The following is a 22,891-nucleotide window of genomic DNA, read 5'->3' as shown; positions in this document are numbered from 1 at the left end:
CAATAGTGTAGCTGATTTGGTTTTTTTTGACTATCATAAGTCGTTAATATTTATAGCCGTACATATTATAGCCATACAAACTATAGTCTTACACGGCAGCAGTGTTTATTCGCTATTGCTTGTTCGTTATTATCTAATCGTTATATTGTTGCTGTTTATAAGTGATAAAGTGTTATTTTGATCATCATCCACGAAGCTTTACAATCATAGGTGCGCCCTTGTTATATTCTCCGCTGTATCAAAGCATTCGCCTGATCTTATTTGGGGCCTTGAGTTTGACTGGGCTAAGCGTAGCTGCAGCTGACGTTGTGAGCTCTGATCTGCAAACTGCTGCGCCTCTGATTACCGATAGCCCAACTTTACTAGCTAATGCTCAAAATGATCTGACTGATGATCTGATTACGGATAGCTCATACAGCGCTTTAGCTGAAAGCGCTATACCTGTGACTGCCATTACTAACAGCGCTAATGACGCGGATACTGTAGTGATATCTAGCCAAAACGATACGGCTATTAATGCTAATAAAGTAGTTAATGACGACCCAGTTAATGACAAGGCTTTGAATGCAGATGATGAAAGTATTCAAGATAGCTTGGTACGCTTGGCTGAATTTTATCAGTTAAAGCCTGAGACAAGCTTCGATGATAAAGGTGATCAATCTGTAAACGAGCAGTCGACTACCGACTCAGGTAAGCTGAGCTCAACTCTACAACCCGTAGGCAGAGACCTAAAACTGCTACCCAATGCAATCGATAGTGCTCAGCGCTGCGAAGGTCAATGGGTCTATCCTAATAGTAATCCTAACTATCAACGTGCGGTCAATGAAGCTAATAATAGGCTGAATAATGGGCAGGCGGCTATTGATCCTGCGAATCTGCCGAACAGTAAGGCATCGCTGTTTACTGAGTCTGATTATGGCTACTATAATAATATTAATTACGCTGAGCTGTCAGGTAATGTCATTATCGATCAAGGCACGCAGCATATCGAGGCCGATAAAGTCGTATTAGACTTGACTACAGGGGTTGCAGCCGCTCAAGGTAAGGTCATGTTTACCGATCAAGCGATAGGCAATGGTGCCAATAGTCAGGTTAATAATAGAAACCAGCCTGCCGCTTTTAGCAATCCAACGGCTTTTAGAAACACTAACCGGCAAACACCTGTTACCCAAAAAGTAGCTCAAGGCGGTCTAATTGGCGTAGCAGATAGTTTAAACTATAGCACCCAGACAGGGCAATCAACCGCTTATGATGTGGCTTTTGCCAGCGTACCGTTACAAGCGCATGGTTACGCCCAGCAGCTAAATCGTCCCAATGAGAGTCAATACGAGCTTGATAACGTGATGTTTAGCACCTGCCCGCCCACTGATCGTAAGTGGCAGCTTGATGCAAAAAGTATCGACCTAGATACGGATACGGGTCGTGGCGAAGCCTATAATACTACCTTTCGCATAGCTGATGTGCCTGTCTTCTATCTGCCTTATTTTAATTTTCCGATTGACTCAAGGCGTAGCAGCGGGTTTTTATTACCTAATGCCAGCGTTGGTAGTGAGAACGGTGTTGAGATTGATATTCCCTATTATTTTAATCTAGCACCCAATTATGATGCGACGCTCAACACTCATATCTATACCAATCGTAACCCTATGCTCTCAGGTGAGTTTCGCTATTTAACCCAAGATTATGGTTCAGGTATTTTTAATGGCTCATATTTACCTAATGATAAAGAATACGATGGTGAGGATCGCAATAGTTTTTTCTATGATCATTATTGGTCATCAAGCGATATTCCACGTTTAAGCGGTGATGCCAAGTATAGCTATGTCTCAGACGCTGACTACTTAAACGACTTTGATACACTAGGGCTATCAGATAATACTGTAAACCTGCCTAGACGCGCGCGGCTCAACTACTATAATGATTTTGTGAATGGCGAGCTGAAGGTTGAGACCTTTCAGACGTTAGATGCTTTTAATAATAATGGCGAACCTTTACAAGACAAGGACAAGCCCTATTCACGCCTGCCGCAGTTGACCCTTGACTATCGTCTACCGTGGGCAAAAGCGTTCGATATAACGGGGGTTCATGATTCCGCTTACTTCAAAAAATCTATCGATGATGGCTCAGAAACTGAGAAAAGTGGCGTCCGTGTCTATAACAAGCTTAGCGCCGCTTATCCGATAGAGTCCGCTTGGGGTTATATCAAGCCTGAGCTGAGCGTACAGCATCTATACACCTCATACGATCAAGATAGCCTAGCAGATAATGAGCTTAGTGAAGATGATGGCAGTCAATCGGTGCTAGTGCCACAAGCTAGTATCGATGCAGGCTTACATTTGTATCGTGCTGGTTCTCCGTTTGGGGCATTTGACGATACTATGGGTGGCTATCAGCTACTCAGTCCACGCCTAAAATATACGTATTCTCCATTTGAGAATCAAAATGATATCCCTAACTTTAATACCCGTATTGCCTCTATTAACTATGAGCAGCTGTTTTCAGACAGCTGGTTCTTAGGCCATGATCGCCTGCAAGACTTGCACGCTATAACGCCTGGGATTAATTATCGTTACATCGATGCAACGGGGGTGACACGTTTCGATGGTAGCATTGCAGAACAATTCTATATCGACGATGGTCGCGTGACCTTAGATGGTGATCAGCAGTTATTCAATAGCTCATCATCAGGCATGGTTTGGGATTCGAGTATTCAGCCTTACAATAATCTTTGGGTGGATGTGAGCGGTGCGCTAACGAGTGACTATGATCTAAATTTTATCACTACTGAACTGCGCTATCAGCCTTCTAACAATAGTTTATTCAATGTTGGCTATATCAAGCGCGAAACTGATGAGAATACCAACCAGCTGCCGTTATCTGCGATTACTGCCTCTGCAGTATTTCCTGTAAACAATAACTGGCGCGTGATAGCTCAAGGCCAATATGATCATCGCCGTGATAAGATGCTAGATGCTTTAGTAGGAATTGATTATGAAGATTGCTGCTTTGGTTTTGCTGTTTATGGTCGACGCTACTATAACGATTTAAATGTCAGAGATGAGCCGACTCAAGCGGTAATGGCTGAGATTAGATTAAGCGGTCTAGGCAGCGGTGATAGTCGCTTGACACGCCTACTCACTGAGAAAGTCTTAGGCTTTGAGCCTGTGCAGAGCGCGTGGAAAGATTAGTCATTATCAAAAGCTATAATTAGGGCGTGTTGAACGTTCACAAATAAAATATACCGTTAAATCATCCTATTTTAAGATGACAATGATAAGGAACATTATGAGTATTTTTTCTTTACGTCAGAGTAGTCGCGTTGTACTGATCGCTATGAGTGCTAGTAGTGCTGGCTTATTTTTGAGCGTCAATGCTCAAGCAGCAGCAGTGAATAATCAAATCGATGCTACTGTCAATGACAGCGCTAAGGTTCAAAATACAACTAATCGCCTTAGCGCGTCTATCAGTGCGGCTAATAGCAACGACGGTATTATTGCATTGGTTAATGACAACGCTATCTTAAAGAGCGACTTAATCGAAGCTATAGAACAGACGCAAGCACGCGCAAAAGCTGCAGGTCAGCCCTTAGCCAATTCAGCGCAGCTACAATCTGAAGTGCTTAACGCGCTGATATTGCGTGAGTTGCAGTTGTCATTAGTCAACCGTGCTGGGGTGAAGCCTGATGAAGCAGCTATCAATCAGCGCTTAGCACAGATTGGACAAAGCGAAGGGGTTAATAGCCTTGCCGCCCTGCAACAGCGTTTGGATGCTAAGCAACCCGGCAGCTATGCCGCTTTGCGTGCACAACTGATAGAAGACTCAGCTATTCAGTCTTTGCAGCAGCGTCAAGTGGGTAGTCGGGTGCGTATCAGCGAGCAAGATGTTGATTCGTTTTTAGCCTCTCCTGAGGCTAAGCGCCTGAACCAAAGTGAGTATCAAACCATTCATGTGCGTGTGCCATACATAGATGATTATAGTCGTTTATCGCAAGCGCAGCGCGATGAAGCTCTAGCAGTAGCCCAAACTTTACGCAGTCGCTTGCAAGCGCCCAACGTCGACGTAGCCGCTGCTATAGCTGCTGTACAAGGCAGCTATGCTATTAATATCCAAGGTGGCGATATGGGCTACCATAAAGCCGCATCGCTACCGACTGAGCTATCAAGCGAGATCACTAAGCTTGACGTGGGCGCGGTCAGTGCGCCATTGGTGACGCCTGAGGGCATAGATATCATTAAGCTTGCGAACAAAAAGTCCAGCGACAAAATGATTGTACCGCAGTGGCGTGCCAGTCATATTCTAGTAAAAGTAGATGACTTGCAGACGGATGCGCTAGCGGAGCAAAAGATTAACGATCTATATGATCAACTGCGTCAAGGCGCTGACTTTGCAGGATTGGCCTCTACTTATTCAGATGATCCAGGCTCAGCAGGGCGCGGTGGTGATCTAGAATGGGTCAGCGAGCAAGATATGGTCGGACCTTTTGAAGCAATGATGAAGAACACTAGCGTTGGAGATTATTCAGCGCCATTCAAAACTCAATTCGGCTGGCATATCTTAAAAGTAGTAGATGAGCGTCAATATGATGCTAGCGATGAATATCGTCGTGATATGGCTCGCCAAGCACTGTATCAGCGCCTAGCGCCGCAAGCTCAAGAGGATTGGCTACAAGAGCTACGCGCCAGCTCCTACATTCAAGTACTTGAGTAAACAACAATATAAAAATGCTCAATAAAAAATGGCCTATCTATTGGATAGGCCATTTTTTTGCATTAAAAAACTGTGATTTTATCAATGAGATCATCGCGATAAAGACATCTGATTGGGATCATAATTACGCAAATCAAACTCTGCATCAAATGCATTGCCAAAGCCAACGATAGGTAGGCTCACTATCGCTTTATTTGAGGTAGTGAATTTGCTAAATAAAGCAGCTTCAATATTACTATTAGCAGGTTTGAGAATACCATCTCCGCTATCTTGCATCCGATAAATAGCAAATTGATTATCAAAACGAATACGCACATCGCAAGAAGGCAAGCAAACCACTGCCCCACCTGCAATTATACTGACTGACTCTACAATAAAGTTATTTACCAGTTGTTTTTTAAGCTCAACTCTTGGTATAGCTCGAAGATTAGTATTAGGTTCTATAAAGCTATTAATCGCATTATTATTGGCAGTTACTGAAAAGATAGTATCATCAGTTTCACTAGAGGAATAACGCCAATTGCTTTGTATCTCTGGATCAACAGGTTGATTTGGATTGGTCACTGTACTGCCAATACCAGCACCTGCCGCTCTTGCCGCATCCAAGTCATTAAAACCACCGCAAGCGCTCAACCCTATTACTGATAGGGATAATAGTGTGGGTAGTAAGGTTGACCTCGTCACTGGCTTTAAAAATGATAAAAAGTCTGTTTTCATTACGACTCCAATGATGGTCAGCTTACAAAGTGCAGTCAACTTAGAAAATACAGTTGGCTTAGAAAATACAATTAGCTCATAAGCTTTTACTCTAAGGTATAAAACCAATTTAAGCAATTGTTTAGAGCTTTATAATTATCCAATATTACCAACCTTTAAATAGTATTGTTACCTGCTTTAGATATGCCACACTTAGCACAATCATAAAACCAATCGATAAGAAAAAACCCAAACCTTGGGCAATAGGTTTGGGTTTTAGGCAGTTTATCGTATAATTATTATCTCATCCTTGCTGACTTATCCTAAGTCATAAACGTAAGCTTAGCTAATGCTGCCAACGCCTCAACACGTTATCCTTAACGCTCCTTGTGCTGATAGGAGGTATTATAGATCAATCACTCCTACTCACCTAGACGCTAAAGACCCCTTTGTCTGTACGCTTTTGCTTACAATCAAGTCATATAGATCATTCATAATAAAGTGCTAATGCATTGCTTAAGCAGATTTACAGTTAGCGTCTTGTTGACCCCTTTTTATAGTCTCCTCTGCATGCTCTTTAGAAACCTTACGACCTTCCTTTTTGCCCTCCTTAATTTTATTCTCCGTCTCTTTAATGTCCTCTGCATCTTTTGTCGGCGCGTTTTGCTCCTGTTGCCTAGTCTCTTCAGGCTCGTACTGCAAGGTAGTTAATACAGGAAAATGATCAGAACCGATCGATGGCATGCGTTTGATATCCACTACCGTAAAGCAGGCACTATGGAAGATATGGTCAAGTGCCCAGCGCAAGAACGGATACTTAACATGAAAGGTATTGATAAAATGGCGTCCAATACGTGGATCAAGCAGGCCTGAGATGCGCTGAAAACGCCGTGTCGTCTTTGACCACGCCACATCATTTAAGTCACCCGCCAAAATTGCAGTCTGATAATTATCATAGATATGACGTCCGACCATCAGCAGCTCAGCATCACGAGTCGTTGACTTATCAGCTTCCGTTGGACTTGGCGGCATCGGATGCAGGCAATATAGCCAAATAACTCGGCCACTTGGCAAGCGCATTTGACTGTGAATAGAGGGGATATCATCGATCATTAAATACTTAACTTGAGGATCTATCAGCTCAAGCTTAGAGTATAGATGCATGCCGTATAGATTGTCTAAAGGCACTTTAACCGTATAAGGGTAATCAGCTTCAATGACGCTTAGCGCTTGCTCCCACTTTTTATCACTCTCAAGCGTAATCAAAATATCAGGCTGCTGTTCATTGACTAAATCGATGAGTTTTTGGGTCTCATTATTAGGGGTCAATACGTTCGAGACCATAATTTTGAGCTGATGAGTGGTGTCGCCATCCGCTTTGACTTTAGCTTGTTGTACCTCTTTTTTCCACAGTCGCGTATAAGGCAACACCATACGCAGCTGAAAGCCTAACGAGGCGCTAAGGGCGGCGAACAGTGCCCACTCTTTAGCCTGCCACTCTGATCCAGAAACTAACGGCACAGACAGCAACATGCCAAGCCAAGCGCTAGCGCCCAGCACTAGTATTTGAATGCGAGGGAACTCAACCGCTCGCACCCACCAGTTATCTAAGCGTATCCAGCCCCAAATGGTGACAAAAACCACAAACCCTGCCAGTAGCTGTACAGCATAGTATATAAAAATAAAATCCATAAGACTTATGAACCTGTTATTAAAGTAATAGCAAAAAGCTAATAGTAAAGTATTATAATTTTAAGATCTATTGTGCACGATGTTAGCGCTTTATTATGTAGTGATTCAATAAATAATTTACCTATTGGAGCAAATGGTTTATAGCTCATTATAGTAAAACGATAACTCAAAGTTGCTATACACCCAGCTAATAGTGATTAAAAAAACTCATAAATTCTTCGTAAACGTCTTGCTTTTTAAGGCTATTCACGGCATTGTTACTGGTTGACTTTACAGCAAATAGTTTGGTATTACCTAATCTTAAATAAGCAACAACGGTAAATAAGGATTACATCTGATGAGCAACTTGACAGTAGGTTTGGTCGGCTGGCGCGGTATGGTCGGCTCGGTACTTGTACAGCGTATGCGTGACGAAAAAGACTTCGCTGGTATTACCCCAGTGTTCTTCTCGACAAGTAATGCTGGCGGCGATGCGCCAAGCTTTGATGGTATTGAAACTGGCCAATTAAAAGATGCTCATAATATTGACGCCCTAGCTGCTTGTGATGTGATTATTACTTGTCAAGGCGGTGACTATACCCAAAAGGTACATCAGCCACTGCGCGATAGCGGTTGGAGCGGCTATTGGATTGATGCTGCCAGTACTTTACGTATGAAAGATGACAGCGTTATTATTCTTGACCCAGTGAACCGTTCAGTCATCGATGAAGCACTAGCGGTCGGCACCAAAGACTTCATCGGTGGTAACTGTACGGTATCGCTCATGCTGATGGCAATTGGTGAGCTTTTCAATAGAGGCTGGGTTGAATGGGTCAGCGCGATGACTTATCAAGCGGCTAGTGGCTCAGGCGCGAACAATATGCGCGAGCTGATCGAAGGTATGGGTGTATTGCGTGACGCGGTTGCCGATGAGCTGGCTGATCCTTCAAGCGCTATCCTTGAGATCGATAAAAAGATCGCTGCTACTCAGCGCTCAGCGGATTTTCCGCAGCAGTATTTTGGCGTGCCATTAGCAGGTAGCTTAATTCCTTATATCGATGTTCAATTAGACAATAAGCAGTCAAAAGAAGAGTGGAAAGGCGGCGTTGAGACTAATAAAATCTTAGGTAATGACGCTGATAACACGATTGCTATCGATGGGATGTGTGTGCGTATTGGTGCTATGCGCTGCCATGCACAAGGGCTTACTATCAAGCTCAAAAAAGATATTCCATTGAGCGAGATTGAAGCGGCGCTAAAGAACAGTGGTAACGAGTGGTTAGACGTGGTCGAAGATGACAAGCAGGCGACTATACAGCGCCTAACGCCTGTCGCGGTCACTGGTACTTTGACAGTAGCTATTGGTCGTCTACGTAAGCTGAATATGGGGCCTGAATATCTAGGCGCGTTTACTGTCGGTGACCAGCTATTATGGGGCGCAGCCGAACCATTACGCCGTATGCTGGGTATTATCCGTGAACAAAACAGCTAGTAGATTATAGAGACTCTAGTGAGTAGCGAGACTAAAAGAGACAGCCTAGGCTGTCTTTTCTCATGTAGCTACACCAAACTTCAAAAAAATACTTTTTATTTCGTCGCTAAATTGAGTTAGCGGTGCATGGAATGCACCCTACGCTTATTAATATATTATCCATAGAAATTATTATTAATTGGCTTGATACTCAATCATCACTTCATTGCGGCGCATGAAAGGCAATGTCCACGGTGGATCATACCGTGCCATCTCAGCATCCCCTATTATCTCTAAGTTTTGACCCTGCATCCAAGTTTTTAGCGCTTGGGTTTTATCCGCCACTTTTTGCTCACCTGTAAACCCTGAAAACTTAATCACGCCATAAGTCTGCATGGGTATTTCGATAAGACTAACCTCAGAGTTATTAGGCTTTGGCAATGTCTGCATGGTATATTTACTCGGCATCACAAACCTAACTCGCCACTTACCGTCTTGCTCTTGCATAGCTACAGGAGAGGTCATAGCGATCTTTTGTGATTCGCTCGTTTGTGGCTGCATTTTGACAGGGGATGTCATGCTAATCTTACTACTCTCGCCACTAGGCGCAGTATTATTACCAAAAATATAGTCGGCTAGTATTTTAAAGCCTTTATTACCCGCTTGCTTTTGATCGCCTGACACCCACGTTTGTGCCACAATTTGCGGATCATAGCGGCGCAGTTCAAAGTCATCCACTTGAGTCAAAACCGTATACTCCGGTTCTTCAGTAGCCATAGCCACTCCTGGTAAGGTTAATAAACTGCCCACTAATAAATAAACACCCGCTTTCATAGCTTATCCCTGCCATTATTTATTTAATTAAGCTTTACTTTAGCAATTTTGCAGTCTTACTGTCTGTGTCTTTTAGGTATAGGTATAGGTATAGCTCTACTATGCTCAACAATACTATGCTTAAAACTAGTCACTCAAAACTAAGAGCCAAACGGTCTTCTAAACTGACAAGTTGCTAATGAGCGTCCCACAAAAACTATTCAACTCACAAAAATCATCAAGCAATGGTATAATCAGCGCCATTTTATCGATTAAAAAGCGACTCTCTTATGCAATTTACTTTACATAAAACGGCTGTAGGCGCGTCCCGTGCTCGTCGTGGTACCGTGCACCTCAATCATGGCGATGTACAGACTCCAGCATTTATGCCAGTAGGTACTTACGGTACCGTTAAGGGCATGTTGCCACGTGATATCGAAGCGATTGGCGCGGATATTATATTAGGCAATACCTTTCACTTATGGCTGCGTCCAGGCACTGATATCATTGATAAGTTCGGTGGCTTGCATAAATTTATGCATTGGGACAAGCCTATCTTGACCGACTCAGGTGGCTTTCAAGTGTTCAGCTTGGGCGCTATGCGTAAGATCACTGAGGAAGGGGTAAACTTCAAATCCCCTATCGATGGCGCAAAGGTATTTTTATCTCCTGAAAAATCCATGCAAATTCAGTATAGTCTCAACTCTGATATCGTTATGCAGTTCGATGAGTGTACGCCCTATCCTGCTACTCATGATGAGGCCAAAAAGTCTCTAGAGCTGTCCTTACGTTGGGGTCAGCGCTGTCTTGATGAGCATCAAAATCTTGGCAGCACCAATGCGCTGTTTGGTATCGTGCAAGGCAGTATGTATAGTGATCTGCGCCAGCAGTCGCTTGAGGGTCTACTCAATATCGGCTTTGATGGTTATGCTATCGGCGGTCTATCTGTGGGCGAGCCTAAAGAAGAGATGATGGCGGTGCTTGATTATCTACCTGACGATATGCCAGCCGATAAGCCACGCTATCTGATGGGTGTTGGTAAGCCTGAGGACCTGGTTGAGGGCGTACGGCGCGGCGTCGATATGTTTGACTGCGTCATGCCAACGCGTAATGCGCGCAATGGTCATTATTTTGTCACAGGTGATACTCAGAACGCTGGCGTAGTACGTATTCGTAATAGCCAGTATCGCGAGGACACAGGTGCGCTAGATCCTGAGTGTGACTGCTATACATGCCAAAACTTTAGCCGTGCTTATCTATACCATCTGAATAAATGTAAAGAGATGCTTGGGGCGCAGTTAGCGACCATTCATAATCTACGTTATTATCAGCGCTTGATGGCAGGTATTAGACAAGCTATCGAAGAAGATACCTTTGATCAGTTCGTTAATGATTTTTATGCCAAACGTGGACAGAGCGTGCCTGAGCTTAATTTGCTGTAGCTGCAACATTATTTAGATCAAAACTAAAAACGTGCAATTGAAAGTTCAACTCTTTTAGCTTTTGTAGGGTGCCCTCCAGCGCACCATTTGTTATTCGTGATTTCGATATCGGTGTGTGGAACGTACCCTACGCCTAACAGATCAAAACCAAAAATGCCAGACAGTAAAAGCTGACTGGCATTTTTTTATGGTAACTAATACTTTTATTTCTACACTATAAAAGTATTAATATCGATCATCAGGAACCTGATCCATCGGAATATCAGGATTATTTCTTAGATGAATGATTGCAGCAATCAAGCCACCCCATATCAATACCATAGAGATAATCATAAAAATAATAGCTGAAGTACTCATAGTAAATCCTTATAAAATAATTTCTATCTGCTAGATTTTTAATGCCTCATTTAGCGTGCATCATCGAGCAGGCGAGCTTTATCATCTTCTTCGTCATGTATACCTTTCATACGACTCAGTATAAACGCCCCTAAGCCAAAGAACACTACAACGCCCCAGCCAAATAATAATAGGATGGTTGAAGAGTAGCCCTCATAAGGTGTTTTAACCAGATCAATAAATTTCAGACCTAAAGAGATAGTCAACACAGTAGGCGTAATAACCGTCAACATAAATATCCAAGCACCGCCTAGTTTGATACTAGAGATACTGTTGATGTGCGCCAGCAAGCCTGGGATTTTATTACGATTAAACCAAGTGACTAGTACGATAGACATTAGGCCACCCGCTACAATACCGATATTATTGGCGAAATGATCGATCACATCAACGAGCACCAGCGAGCTACCTGTCGAGAAAGCACCAATAGAGATCACCGCACAAACACCACAAATCAGGGCAACGGCTTTTTTGCGTGACCAGTCAAATTTACTTTGAAAGGCCGAAATTGGTACTTCTAAAATACTAATCAGTGAGCTGATACCAGCGACCACTAAAGAGCCGAAGAATAAGAAGCCAACAAAATCACCGCTTGCACCCATCGTCGAGATGATTTTAGGGAAGACAAAGAAAGCAAGGCCAACACCGCCACTAGCAACTTCCGCAACATCTTGACCGGTTGACATCGCCATAAAGCCGATAGCGGCAAAGATACCAATACCTGCAATAAGCTCGAATGAAGAGTTCGCAAAACCGACGACTAAACCTGCACCTGTTAGGTTAGTATTCTTTTTAAGGTAGGAGGCATAAGTGACCATGATACCAAAACCTACCGATAGAGAGAAAAATACATGACCATAAGCGGCAAGCCAAACATTTGGATCACTCATTCTGGTCCAATTGGGTTCAAAGAATGCATTTAAACCAATAATAGCGCCAGGTAGAGTAACGGCTTTGAATACCATAATACCAAACAGTACTATAAGCAAAGGCAGACAGATTTTATTCGCCAGCTCAACCCCTTTACGGATACCACCGAACATAATCAAAATAGCAACTGCCCAAACAATGACCAGCCCTATAAACATCTGTGGTACAAATACTGAGGTCAGCTCGCCTGTATGCTGTACAAAGTCAGTGACAAAGAAGGTCGTTGTATCCTCACCCCACTTTTGCCCGAATGAGAACAGCATATAGCTGCCCGCCCAAACGATCACCGCCGCGTAATAGATGGCAATAACAAACGAGACTAGCGTTTGCCACCAGCCAACAAACTGACCTGATGGAGAGAATTTCTTGTAGGCGCGTGGTGCTGCTGCGCGATACTTGTGTCCGATAATATAATCTAAAAATAATAGTGGAATACCTGCGGTTAACAAGGCAATGAGATAAGGCACCATAAATGCCCCACCACCATTATCATAAGCGACATAGGGAAAGCGCCATATGTTACCTAATCCTACTGCTGAACCAACAGCGGCTAGAATAAACCCTGTTCTACTAGACCAATTTTCCCTTTGCTGTGCCATATAACACTCCTAAAATCTACTAATAATTGCTTTGATAATCTTAGGTTCTTATAAAAAAAACGATAATAATCAAAAAAATTGCTAGTTTGCTGTTGGTTAAAACTTACGGTTAGTTAAGATAAGTTGCTACAATCTTACTACATATAACTTGGCAGTTTCTGCTAATCAGCGCCAAAAGTCAAGAAGCTATAAATACAAAAAGCCATAACAATTAGTTATGGCTTTTAAATAGTCGACTTGAGCGTCATGACTGCTTAGTACGATATGGCAGCTTTAGCGAACCACACCGCGGCTACTTTGCGCTAAAGAGTCGATTAACAGCTGAATTTTGGGCTCATCTGCTACCTTTTCTTGCAGCTTATCAAGCGCTTGCTTAGTCGTAAGCCCTGATCTAAAAATAGTAATATAAGCCTGACGCAATACTTCGATAGTCTCTTGTGTCCATCCTTTGCGGCGCATACCTTCAACGTTAAGACCATGAGCGCGCGCTGGATTACCTGATACCATAGTAAAAGCGGCAACATCTTTCACAATTAAGCTGGCACCGCCAATCAGGCTATAATCGTCTACTCGGCAAAACTGATGAACACCTGAATTACCACCAACGATAGTATGATTGCCTATAATCACATGACCTGCAATGCCTACATTATTGGCAAAAATATTACTATCACCAATAGTGCAATCGTGAGCAATATGAGTGTTGACCATCAGTAAATTATGATTACCAATCTTAGTCAACGAGTTATCTTGCACGGTACCACGATGCAAGCTACAAGCTTCACGAATGATATTATGATCACCAATCTCAAGCCAAGTGCGCTCACCTGCATACTTTAAATCCTGACAATCCTCACCAATACTGGCAAATTGATATATCTCATTATGTTGTCCAATTCGAGTAAACCTGCTGACGACCACATGACGATGTAACACCGTGTGCGCGCCTATAGTTACTTCCTCACCGATAACGCAGTAAGGACCGATGACAGCAGTATCATCTATCGTTGCCGATGACGAGATGAGTGCAGTAGGATGAATTTGACTCATAATATAGGCCTTGGTAATTTTAATAATAGCTGCAATAAGCTGGTACTAAAAAGGGATTTTTTGACTATTTGTATCCGTCCAACGAGCGCCCCACTAAGGCGTTACGAATGAGAGAGTATGACGCTGATCAGCAGCACTAAGCATTCTGCTCTTGACGAGCAATCATCACTTGCGCGCTACAGGCAAGCTGTTGACCCACATGTACCGTACAGTCAAACTTATAGATACCACGCTTTTGCATAGTTAGTGTAGATCTAATAATGAGCTGATCGCCGGGAATAACTTGACGCTTAAAGCGCACTTTATCCACCCCTGCAAATAAATACAAATAGCCATCTTCAGCGGTCAACCCTGCACTAATAAAGCCAAGTACCCCTGAAACTTGCGCCATAGACTCGACCATCAGCACCCCTGGCATGATCGGCTCATCAGGGAAATGTCCATTAAAAAACTCTTCATTAATGGTCACGTTTTTGATACCAGTAATGCATTCACCAGGCTTACAAGCGGTAATTTTATCAACCAACATAAAGGGATAACGATGTGGCAAATAGTGCTTGAGCGTATGGTAAGTAAGCGGTAAAGTCAGGTTTTGCTCAGCTAATGACTCTATATCGTCATCAGTCAAGGTTTCTATGTCGATATTGATGGCGTTCATAATAGTGCTTCCTTGCAATCGTTGCGGGCTGTTTACTCATAAAGGTAAACTAAAATTATTTTATAAAACTCTGTACATGATCTTTAGAATACATAATACTTAAAATAAGCAGTACTTAAAAACTATGGCTACAATTAATAAAAACGATTGCAATAACTAATCATTACCTAGTTGACGAAAGCGAACCGCAGCACGTCGCCATTTTGCCGTCGGCATAGCAACGGTACCAGAGGAATAGTACCCTGCGGTATTAATCGATTTGGTGACCATAGTCATAGCTGATAAAGTTACATCATCAGTTATATTGATGTGTCCAGTTATACCAACAGCCCCGCCAATAATACAGCGTTTGCCTATAGTAGTGCTACCAGCAATACCAGTATTAGCGGCTATCGCAGTTCCATCGCCAATGCGAACGTTATGCGCAACTTGCACTAAATTATCAATAATAACGTGATTGCCAATGACGGTATCATCGATAGCACCACGATCCACACAAGTATTACTACCGATACGTACATGATCACCGATAATCACTCGCCCCAGCTGAGCAATACGCTCCCAGCCACTAACGCTTGGATCAGCAGTTGGTACAAAGCCAAAACCTTCGCTACCGATACTTACCCCAGTATGAAGGCGGACATGATTGCCGATCAGACAATTATGGGCTACGACCACTTGCGACTCAAATATGCAGTAATCACCAATATGACTGTTTGCTTCAACCACGACATGGGCTTTTAGACAGCTACCTGTGCCTATTGTTACCTGCTCACCAATCACACAAAAAGCGCCAACACTGACACCACTAGCGATATCAGCACTATCAGCGATTATCGCTGTTGGATGAATAGTAGAGGTAGCCGCTTTGGGCGCAAATAACTGACTGGCGCTTGCATATGCTAAATACGGGGTTGCAACGACTAACGGTATACAAGACTTAGGTGCTTGATCAAAAAATTGCTCTGTCACTAGCACCGCACCTGCTTGACTACTAGCAAGATGGGTGATGTAATTTGGATCAGCCAAAAACCCTAACTGAGATTCTTTAGCGTCTATTAAATTACCGATGCTGCTTAGCTTAACTTGCAGCTGCTCGGGACTGAGCGTCGCCTCATTTAGTACTGGCTGACGTTGCTCAATTTGGCTGATAAGTTGCGAAATCGTTATCATAGTTAATAGTACTATTATTAGTAGTAAAATAGAAATAGATGCCAAGCTAAACCATCACCTTGGCTATCTCTTAATGTTATAAGCTAATGATTTACCTAGCTCTACACTTGCACAAAACTGAGCAAACCATTAACCCTATAGCTTATTATAACTCGCTTAGAAGGTACTACCGATCTGGAACTGGACTTTTTCAGTCTGATCGCCTTCTTGATCGCCAAACGGTACCGCATAGCTGATCGAAATAGGACCAATCGGCGTATACCAAGTTACCCCAGCACCAGCACTAAAGCGAAACTTATTATCTTGAGTAAGTAGTGGGGTTTCAGTTGCCGTACCTGAAACAGGATCAGTAAAGGTGCTATCTTCTCTACCAGTCGTATCAAATACTTGACCACCTTCAGCGAATAGCACAGGACGAACTTGATCGGCCCAGTCCGCTTTAAAAGGTAGTGGCAAGATCAGCTCAGCGCCAAAACTTGCTAAAGCGTTGCCACCGACCTCTTCATCTCTGATACGATCAGTCCCAGTAATGACATCATTATAAGCTTTAGATCTAGGTCCTAGGCTTGAGGACTCATAGCCACGTACTGAGCCATAACCCCCTGCATAAAAGTTCTCATAAAATGGCAAATCATTACCATAGCCAAGCTTAGTATAACCGCGTGCGACCCAATCTTTGTATATAGGATAATAGATATTACCGCTATAGATAGCTTTTTGATAACTGGAATCACCGAGACCGATGGTACCATCGACCCTGTGACTCATACCTTTAGTCGGGAATACGGGACGATCAAGCGTACTATAATCCCAGCCTAATAATAGATTGTAGGTGGTATAGTCGTTCTTAAAGTTAGCACCTTCCTCAAAGCTGGTGACTTCACCACCGTCCTCTAAGATGCGATCGACGTTTGAGACGCCAAGGAATCGACCCCCACGTACTGTCGTATTATCCACGTTGATACCAGCACTAACGCGCTTGGTTTCATCAACAGGATAGCTATAGTTCAGCGTACCACCATAAGAGTCAGTCACGTAGTTACTCACGTTTCTATCATCAAACTTGGTTTCACGATAGTAAGCACTAATCCCTTGCGAGACACCATTTTCAGTAAAATACGGATCGGTATAACCTAAGCTATAAGAATCACGAGTCTCTGAGCGTGATAACGCCGCTTTTACTCGATTACCAGTGCCCATAAAGTTATTTTGAGTTAAGTCTAACTGAAAGGTAATACCGCCACTCTGTGAGTAACCCGCTGCAATCGTTGAGCTACCTGAGGGTTGCTCTTCAACGATATAATTGACATCAATTTGATCCGGCTGATTGGGTACTGATCTAACCTCAGTTTTGACGTCTTTAAAAAAACCAGTACGCATCAGGCGAACCCGCGATAGCTGAATCTTCTCATTAGAGGCCAAAGCACCCTCTAGTTGGCGCATCTCACGGCGTAGTACTTCGTCCATGGTTTTGACATTGCCACTAAAATTGATTCGGCGCACATAAACAGGCCGTGCAGGATCTATATAATAATCAATATCGACTACTTTGGTATCATCATTAATACGCGGTACAGGACGTATTTGAGCCAAATAATAGCCCTCATTGCCGTAACGGTTTTTTAGCGCCAAAGTGGTTGCGTCTAGCTCAGCTTGTGAATAATTATTGGTAGGCGTAAAAGTCACGAGCTCTTTGAGCTCATCAGTATCGAATTTAGGTTTACCTAAGAAGTTAATCTCACCGAACTGATACTGCGCGCCTTCTGTTAGGCTGATCTCAATAAATACATTACTTTTATCTTCACTGATATTGAGCACAGCATTATCAACGGCAAAACGCACATAACCATCATTTTGATAGAGTGCTTTGAGGTTTTCTAAACTGGCGGCTAGCTTCTCTTGCGCATAACGATCAGATTTAGAGAGCAAGCGCGTCCAAGAGGACTCCTTTAGCGCAAACACCTCTCTGATCTGTTTATCGCTAAAATGACTATTACCAATGACATTAATATCAACCACTTTAGAGGGCTTGCCTTCTATAAAGCGGATGTCTAATTTTACGCGATTGCCATCAAGTAGTGTCTGATCGACTTCGATATCGCTATTATAATAGCCTTGCGAGATGTATTGCTGTTGTAGCTCATTGGCAACCCCTTGAAGCGTCGCCTGCTTGAGCACCTCACCTACCGATAACCCTGCGTTCTCAAGACCTTGAGTCAAGCCCTCTTTAGGAATGAGCTTATTGCCCTCAAAATTTACCTCAGCGATAATCGGACGCTCAACGACAGCAAAAAGCAGCTGATTACCCGTGACACGGCTCTGAATATTGGCAAAGTTCTCAGTCGCATACAAAGCTTTGATGCTAGCCGCTAAGCTTGCATCAGTCACCGTATCGCCAACTGAAACAGGCAAAACTGGATAGAGACTATCAGAGGTTAGGCGCTGTAGACCCGAAAATTCGATATCGGTGGCTACAAAATCTGCAGCTTGTGCCGAGACACTCATCATTGCTACCACTAACGGCAACCCAGCCGCGCTCATAAATAAAGGCGTACGCATAAACACTATCCGTCAATAAAAGGTGCTAAAGTTAAGTTAAAAAGCGTCTTAAGAAGGGAATAAACACTAAATAAGCGATTCATCCCATACAGACTCAAGACACTGTATATAAAACACATCATAAAATAAACTAAAAATTACTAATATTACAGCATCGAAGCTTAAAAAATCATAAACGCTAATACTTGTTCGTTAAATGCCATTCCTATACGGGCAATAGCACAGCGAGCTTAAATAACAAACTGTCAGTTGTAATCATCAGAAAAGTCGGCTGATATCATTACCAATTGCTAACACCATGAAACCTAACAGTAAGAGTAAACCAATATTAGCCCCTACAATTTGGACACTCTCTGATAAGGGTTTACCACGAATCAGCTCGATAATATAGTAGACCAAATGACCGCCATCTAAGACTGGAATAGGTAATAAATTAAGTACCGCTAAGCTCAAGCTGATCAAAGCTGCGGTAGATAATACCATCTCCCAACTGATATCAAAGCTTTGCTTAGCGACTTTGGCAATAGTAATCGGTCCTGATAAGTTATCCAAACCGATCACACCTGAAATCATTTTACCCATAGAGTCTACGGTCATCACCGCGAGCTGCTCGGTCTTTTGAAACGACTTAATCAAACTCTCACCAGCACCATAAACGATCGTGGTTTTATATTCATCAGGTATAACAATCTCAGACTGAACTACCATAGCACCAATCTGGCCAAAGCGATTGCCTAAATTATCTTTTTTGCCCTGTGGCATAACTGGCAAGTTGACTAATTTGTCATCGCGCAATACCGTAAAACTCAATAACACCTCAGGACTGTCACGTATAATACGCGTCGCGCTGATCCAATCGGTTATAGGCGTCTCATTAATGGCAGTAATCGTATCCCCTACTTGCAAGCCTTGCTTAATAGCGGCCCCATCTGGAGAAAGTTCACCGATAGTAGGCGTGATATTAGGCTGCCAAGGTAAAACACCAAAACTACTTAACGCATCCTTACCTTGATCTCGCTCTTGCATAAAGCGAGTGACAGGCGCTTGATACGTAGTCGCTTGGCTGGTGTTGGTGGCGGATTGTAAGGTGATACTAACATTATCAGTTTCCCCCATACGCCCAGCCAATCGATAGTTGATACCTTCCCAAGTCTGTACTTGATAACCGTCAATGGCAACAATCTTATCGCCTGCTGGTAGCTTAGCCATAGCTGCTGGCGTATCGGGCAACACTTGACCTATGTTAGTGGCGAGCTGCTCTGATGGGGTCATAAACAACACCCAAAACAGCGCAATAGCAATCACAAAATTCATGATTGGACCTGCCGCTACAATAGCGATCTTTTTGAGCGGATGTTGGCGATTAAAGGCTAAATGCAGCTGATCTTTTGCCACCTCACCCTCACGCTCATCCAGCATTTTGACATAACCGCCAAGCGGTAGCATAGAGAGACGATAGTCAATACCACTACGTTTACTCGTCCAGCCAGTAAGCTTAGGCCCAAAGCCTATAGAATACGTCAACACCTTTACGCCGCACAAACGCGCCACGATATAATGACCCCATTCATGCAAAGCAATGAGCGGACCTAAAACAAAGATCGCGGCTAACAAAGTTAGAATAAATGTCATGGTCTCATCTCAACTAAACCTACTATCAATTGGGTCAAGCTATATCAGCAATTAGCTTAGTCGTATAACGCCTAGCTAAGCGATCAATGGCTAAAATATCGTCAATATCAGCATCGGCATTCAAGGTAGGCGCTGGCACTTGGGTTAATGCCTGCTCATTAATAGTGGCAATATCCGTTAGACGTATTTGGCTATGCAAAAAAGCTTTTACTGCCAGCTCATTGGCGGCATTGAGTACTATCGTTGCTTGTGTACCTGCTTGCATAGCATCACGTGCTAGACGCAAACAGGCAAACTTATGCAGGTCAGGTTTGATAAACTCTAAATTATTTAGAGCAAATAAATCTAAGGGTTGAGCGCCACTATCAATACGCTTAGGGTAGCTTAGCGCATGAGCAATCGGGGTTTTCATATCGGGGCTGCCCAGCTGCGCCAAATAACTGCCGTCGTTATATTCTACCATTGAGTGAATGATGCTTTGTGGATGAATAACCACATTTATCTTGCTCTCAGGTAGATCGAATAAATGACAGGCCTCTATTAATTCTAACCCCTTGTTCATCATCGTCGCTGAATCGACAGATATCTTTTGACCCATCGACCAGTTAGGGTGTTTGATTGCCTCGCTGATTCCTGCTTGCTGCATCTGCGCAAATGACTGCTTTAAAAAAGGTCCACCAGAGGCGGTTAACCACAGTTTACGTACGCCATGGCTGCTGTCATGAATCTGCGTATTATCTTGTTGAATACAGGCGGGCAGACACTGAAAGATAGCATTATGCTCAGAATCTAAGGGTAATAAGGTAGCATGATGGGTTTTGACCGCTTTGATCATCACTTCACCTGCCATCACTAGCGCCTCTTTATTGGCAAGTAGTATGCGTTTACCTGCGCGCGCAGCGGCTAAGGTAGAAGGCAAGCCTGCAGCACCCACTATCGCGGCAACTACCGTATCGACTTGGCTGTCAGTGGCAATATCAATGAGTCCTTCAGCGCCGCCTACCACATCAATTGTCAAACCAGCTTGTTTAAGCTGTGCGGCAAAATCATCGACAGCAGCGGTTGGTACAGCGACCCGTTTAGGCTCGAATTGTTGGCAAAGCTTAAGCAGTTTATCTAGGCGTTGATGGCCTGATAACGCATAGACTTGATAGTCTTTTAGGTGCTTGTCCAATATTGCCAAAGTGCTATCGCCTATTGAGCCTGTTGCGCCTAGTACCGCGATGCGTTGCGTCATAACTACTAATACCTGTCTAATAGTACCTAAAAATAATACCTAAAGAAGTGTTGATGCCTACAAAAGTGTCAAACCCTAATAAAAATAGCTAAGCTCTACTCATTAGAACTCAAACAAAATTTTTATGCTTTAAACCACCAACCAGCCTAATTGCTGTAACCCCCAAAACCCTAAAGCAAATATCGGCGTGGCAGATAAGAGCGAGTCAATACGATCTAAAATACCACCGTGACCTGGTAGGATAGTGCCTGAATCTTTCACTTTAGCACGGCGCTTGAGCATCGATTCAAACAGATCACCTAATACTGAGGCTAATATAGTGATCGCTGACAAAGCTACAAATGCGACTAAAGCTATACCCGTGAGTTGCAGCTTAAAAAAGCTAATGCCAATAACCACCACTAAGCCCGTCACTAAACCACCAGCTAATCCTTCCATGCTTTTGTTCGGTGACACATTGGGTGCCATCTTGACGCGGCCAAGCTTACGTCCGACAAAGTAAGCACCACTATCTGCGCACCATACCATCAAGAACACATACATCAGCCACCAAGGCGATGCTTGCCACAAATAGAACATAGCGGTGATTGAACCAGTCAAAATGACAACGCCCATCAAAGCCAAGCGCTGACCATACCAGTTAGTAAATGTCGGAAACTTAGTGACCCAAGATAGTGCCATGAGCCAAATAACTAAGGAGGCCAGCCACCACAGCACCCAAGTCGCTTCAAATATGAGAGAGACTAAAGTGATGGCCAATACTATCAGCACAAACACCACTGGCTGACGCCATTTAGGCATCAATTTGGTCCACTCATGAGCCGCAATAGTCACCCCAATCGCTAGGAGCGGCGCGAATAGAACCGGTGTTTGGCTGGCAAATAATGCGATACCAACAATAATGATCAGCACCACTGCCGTTCTAATCCGTTGCCACATAGTGATCGAGCCTTTTAGTTGTAGTCAGTAGGTTTACGAAAATAGTTAACTGATAATACTCATGCTGAAAGGCATTATAACAGCTAATTGGCGCAGGTTAATGATTGGCTTAGCGACTCAGTATTTGCTCGCTGGTCTTACCGAAACGACGTTGACGCTGAGCAAATTCTGCGAGCATTGATGCTAGCTCTTCTGCAGTGAAGTTCGGCCATAATGTCTGAGTGAAGAACAGCTCTGCATAGGCCGATTGCCACAATAAAAAGTTGGATAGTCGATACTCGCCGCCCGTACGAATGAGCATATCAACCGCTGGCGCATCAGCAAGCTGTACGTGCTGGGCCAGTCGCTCTTTATCGATATCTTTGGCTTCTAATTTGCCCTCTTGCACTTGCTCAGCCAACTGTTTTGCGGCGTGCGCAATATCCCATTGACCACCATAACTGATCGCAATGACTAAGCTCATTGCTGTAAAGTGCGCAGTCTGAGCTTCGGCATCTGCCATTTGCGCTTGTAGCTCGTCTGATAACTGACTACGATCCCCAATAAAGCGCAACTGGATTTGATATGTTTGCATCCTTGGTAGCTGCTCGGTAATCGTCACTGATAGCAGGTGCATCAGCAGCGCCACCTCAGTTGGTGGCCGTTGCCAGTTCTCACTTGAAAAGGCAAATACAGTTAACACCTCAATGCCAACTTCACGACAGTATTCAACGATAGGATCAAGCGCATCCTTACCCTTACTATGGCCTGCGCCTTTAGCTAGCGCGTGTTGTTTGCCATAACGATTATTGCCGTCCATAATGATAGCAATGTGTTTGGGTAGAATATCTAGCGTGGGTTCTTTGTGCATTTTAGAGCCATTATCATTGGTAAATTTAAGACAGAAAATAGAATTAACGTCTATAAAGGAAGTCATAA

General features: G+C 43.5%; 17 protein-coding genes. 4 read left to right on the top strand and 13 right to left on the bottom strand.

Translation table 11 applies throughout. The features are described from left to right. Window positions 1-218: 218 nt before the first annotated feature. Together ACR63T_RS04620 and ACR63T_RS04615 are read left to right on the top strand one after the other, a co-directional pair. On the top strand, window positions 219-3,188 hold the full coding sequence (locus tag ACR63T_RS04620; protein WP_472784921.1) for an LPS-assembly protein LptD: 2,970 nt from the start codon (window positions 219-221) through the stop codon (window positions 3,186-3,188). 97 nt (window positions 3,189-3,285) lie between these two features. Beyond that, on the top strand, window positions 3,286-4,707 hold the full coding sequence (locus tag ACR63T_RS04615) for a peptidylprolyl isomerase (RefSeq protein WP_472784920.1): 1,422 nt from the start codon (window positions 3,286-3,288) through the stop codon (window positions 4,705-4,707). A gap of 90 nt (window positions 4,708-4,797) precedes the next feature. Here the strand turns inward: ACR63T_RS04615 and ACR63T_RS04610 are convergent, their stop codons facing one another. Then, window positions 4,798-5,424, bottom strand: coding sequence for a hypothetical protein (locus ACR63T_RS04610; RefSeq protein ID WP_472784919.1), 627 nt, complete (start codon window positions 5,422-5,424; stop codon window positions 4,798-4,800). A 495-nt stretch (window positions 5,425-5,919) separates the two neighbouring features. Further along, on the bottom strand, window positions 5,920-7,095 hold the full coding sequence (locus ACR63T_RS04605; RefSeq protein ID WP_472784918.1) for an endonuclease/exonuclease/phosphatase family protein: 1,176 nt from the start codon (window positions 7,093-7,095) through the stop codon (window positions 5,920-5,922). Window positions 7,096-7,432: 337 nt separating this feature from the next. On the opposite strand from ACR63T_RS04605, the gene asd reads away from it, so the two are divergent. Then, a complete protein-coding gene (gene asd / locus ACR63T_RS04600) occupies window positions 7,433-8,566 on the top strand; it encodes an aspartate-semialdehyde dehydrogenase (protein WP_472784917.1) in 1,134 nt (377 codons plus the stop codon). A 174-nt stretch (window positions 8,567-8,740) separates the two neighbouring features. Here asd and ACR63T_RS04595 read toward each other — a convergent pair whose 3' ends face one another. Next, window positions 8,741-9,379, bottom strand: a complete 639-nt coding sequence (locus tag ACR63T_RS04595) for an SOUL family heme-binding protein (protein WP_472784916.1) — start codon at window positions 9,377-9,379, stop codon at window positions 8,741-8,743. A 269-nt stretch (window positions 9,380-9,648) separates the two neighbouring features. Between ACR63T_RS04595 and tgt the strand changes: the two genes are divergently transcribed. Further along, window positions 9,649-10,800 (top strand): tRNA guanosine(34) transglycosylase Tgt, encoded by a 1,152-nt coding sequence (gene tgt, locus ACR63T_RS04590; protein WP_472784915.1) that lies wholly within the window; start codon window positions 9,649-9,651, stop codon window positions 10,798-10,800. 225 nt (window positions 10,801-11,025) lie between these two features. On the opposite strand, the gene ACR63T_RS04585 is transcribed toward tgt, so the two are convergent. From ACR63T_RS04585 to uppS, 10 genes are all read right to left on the bottom strand, one after another. Further along, on the bottom strand, window positions 11,026-11,157 hold the full coding sequence (locus ACR63T_RS04585) for a methionine/alanine import family NSS transporter small subunit (RefSeq protein ID WP_305899889.1): 132 nt from the start codon (window positions 11,155-11,157) through the stop codon (window positions 11,026-11,028). Window positions 11,158-11,207: 50 nt separating this feature from the next. Then, window positions 11,208-12,725, bottom strand: coding sequence for a sodium-dependent transporter (locus ACR63T_RS04580; RefSeq protein WP_472784914.1), 1,518 nt, complete (start codon window positions 12,723-12,725; stop codon window positions 11,208-11,210). 273 nt (window positions 12,726-12,998) lie between these two features. Then, complete coding sequence (gene lpxA / locus ACR63T_RS04575) at window positions 12,999-13,775, bottom strand: acyl-ACP--UDP-N-acetylglucosamine O-acyltransferase (RefSeq protein ID WP_201572687.1); 777 nt, start codon at window positions 13,773-13,775, stop codon at window positions 12,999-13,001. Between the two features lie 136 nt (window positions 13,776-13,911). Next, window positions 13,912-14,433 (bottom strand): 3-hydroxyacyl-ACP dehydratase FabZ, encoded by a 522-nt coding sequence (fabZ, locus tag ACR63T_RS04570; protein WP_305899887.1) that lies wholly within the window; start codon window positions 14,431-14,433, stop codon window positions 13,912-13,914. A gap of 156 nt (window positions 14,434-14,589) precedes the next feature. Continuing rightward, the gene (gene lpxD / locus ACR63T_RS04565; RefSeq protein ID WP_472784913.1) at window positions 14,590-15,606 is read right to left on the bottom strand and encodes a UDP-3-O-(3-hydroxymyristoyl)glucosamine N-acyltransferase; all 1,017 of its coding nucleotides are present in this window, start codon (window positions 15,604-15,606) and stop codon (window positions 14,590-14,592) included. Window positions 15,607-15,762: 156 nt separating this feature from the next. Then, window positions 15,763-18,165, bottom strand: coding sequence for an outer membrane protein assembly factor BamA (gene bamA, locus ACR63T_RS04560; RefSeq protein WP_472784912.1), 2,403 nt, complete (start codon window positions 18,163-18,165; stop codon window positions 15,763-15,765). A gap of 258 nt (window positions 18,166-18,423) precedes the next feature. Continuing rightward, entirely contained in the window at window positions 18,424-19,797 is a 1,374-nt protein-coding gene (gene rseP, locus ACR63T_RS04555) for an RIP metalloprotease RseP (RefSeq protein ID WP_472784911.1), read from the bottom strand. Window positions 19,798-19,831: 34 nt separating this feature from the next. Then, window positions 19,832-21,034, bottom strand: coding sequence for a 1-deoxy-D-xylulose-5-phosphate reductoisomerase (gene ispC, locus ACR63T_RS04550; RefSeq protein WP_472784910.1), 1,203 nt, complete (start codon window positions 21,032-21,034; stop codon window positions 19,832-19,834). A gap of 129 nt (window positions 21,035-21,163) precedes the next feature. After that, complete coding sequence (locus ACR63T_RS04545; protein WP_305899883.1) at window positions 21,164-21,973, bottom strand: phosphatidate cytidylyltransferase; 810 nt, start codon at window positions 21,971-21,973, stop codon at window positions 21,164-21,166. Window positions 21,974-22,082: 109 nt separating this feature from the next. Beyond that, on the bottom strand, window positions 22,083-22,823 hold the full coding sequence (gene uppS / locus ACR63T_RS04540; protein WP_472784909.1) for a polyprenyl diphosphate synthase: 741 nt from the start codon (window positions 22,821-22,823) through the stop codon (window positions 22,083-22,085). Window positions 22,824-22,891: the final 68 nt, after the last annotated feature.

The sequence above is a fragment of the Psychrobacter sp. M17(2026) genome (genome assembly GCF_055699815.1).
This window is presented reverse-complemented; position numbering and strand designations above follow the sequence as displayed.

Bases quoted from the DNA above. Each gene is read 5' to 3' on its own strand.
- ACR63T_RS04580 (WP_472784914.1), bottom strand. From the start codon at position 12,725: ATGGCACAGCAAAGGGAAAATTGGTCTAGTAGAACAGGGTTTATTCTA.
- ACR63T_RS04545 (WP_305899883.1), bottom strand. From the start codon at position 21,973: ATGTGGCAACGGATTAGAACGGCAGTGGTGCTGATCATTATTGTTGGT.
- uppS (WP_472784909.1), bottom strand. From the start codon at position 22,823: ATGCACAAAGAACCCACGCTAGATATTCTACCCAAACACATTGCTATC.
- bamA (WP_472784912.1), bottom strand. From the start codon at position 18,165: ATGCGTACGCCTTTATTTATGAGCGCGGCTGGGTTGCCGTTAGTGGTA.
- lpxA (WP_201572687.1), bottom strand. From the start codon at position 13,775: ATGAGTCAAATTCATCCTACTGCACTCATCTCGTCATCGGCAACGATA.
- tgt (WP_472784915.1), top strand. From the start codon at position 9,649: ATGCAATTTACTTTACATAAAACGGCTGTAGGCGCGTCCCGTGCTCGT.
- asd (WP_472784917.1), top strand. From the start codon at position 7,433: ATGAGCAACTTGACAGTAGGTTTGGTCGGCTGGCGCGGTATGGTCGGC.
- ACR63T_RS04605 (WP_472784918.1), bottom strand. From the start codon at position 7,095: ATGGATTTTATTTTTATATACTATGCTGTACAGCTACTGGCAGGGTTT.
- fabZ (WP_305899887.1), bottom strand. From the start codon at position 14,433: ATGAACGCCATCAATATCGACATAGAAACCTTGACTGATGACGATATA.
- ACR63T_RS04585 (WP_305899889.1), bottom strand. From the start codon at position 11,157: ATGAGTACTTCAGCTATTATTTTTATGATTATCTCTATGGTATTGATA.
- lpxD (WP_472784913.1), bottom strand. From the start codon at position 15,606: ATGATAACGATTTCGCAACTTATCAGCCAAATTGAGCAACGTCAGCCA.
- ACR63T_RS04595 (WP_472784916.1), bottom strand. From the start codon at position 9,379: ATGAAAGCGGGTGTTTATTTATTAGTGGGCAGTTTATTAACCTTACCA.
- ACR63T_RS04610 (WP_472784919.1), bottom strand. From the start codon at position 5,424: ATGAAAACAGACTTTTTATCATTTTTAAAGCCAGTGACGAGGTCAACC.
- ACR63T_RS04615 (WP_472784920.1), top strand. From the start codon at position 3,286: ATGAGTATTTTTTCTTTACGTCAGAGTAGTCGCGTTGTACTGATCGCT.
- rseP (WP_472784911.1), bottom strand. From the start codon at position 19,797: ATGACATTTATTCTAACTTTGTTAGCCGCGATCTTTGTTTTAGGTCCG.
- ispC (WP_472784910.1), bottom strand. From the start codon at position 21,034: ATGACGCAACGCATCGCGGTACTAGGCGCAACAGGCTCAATAGGCGAT.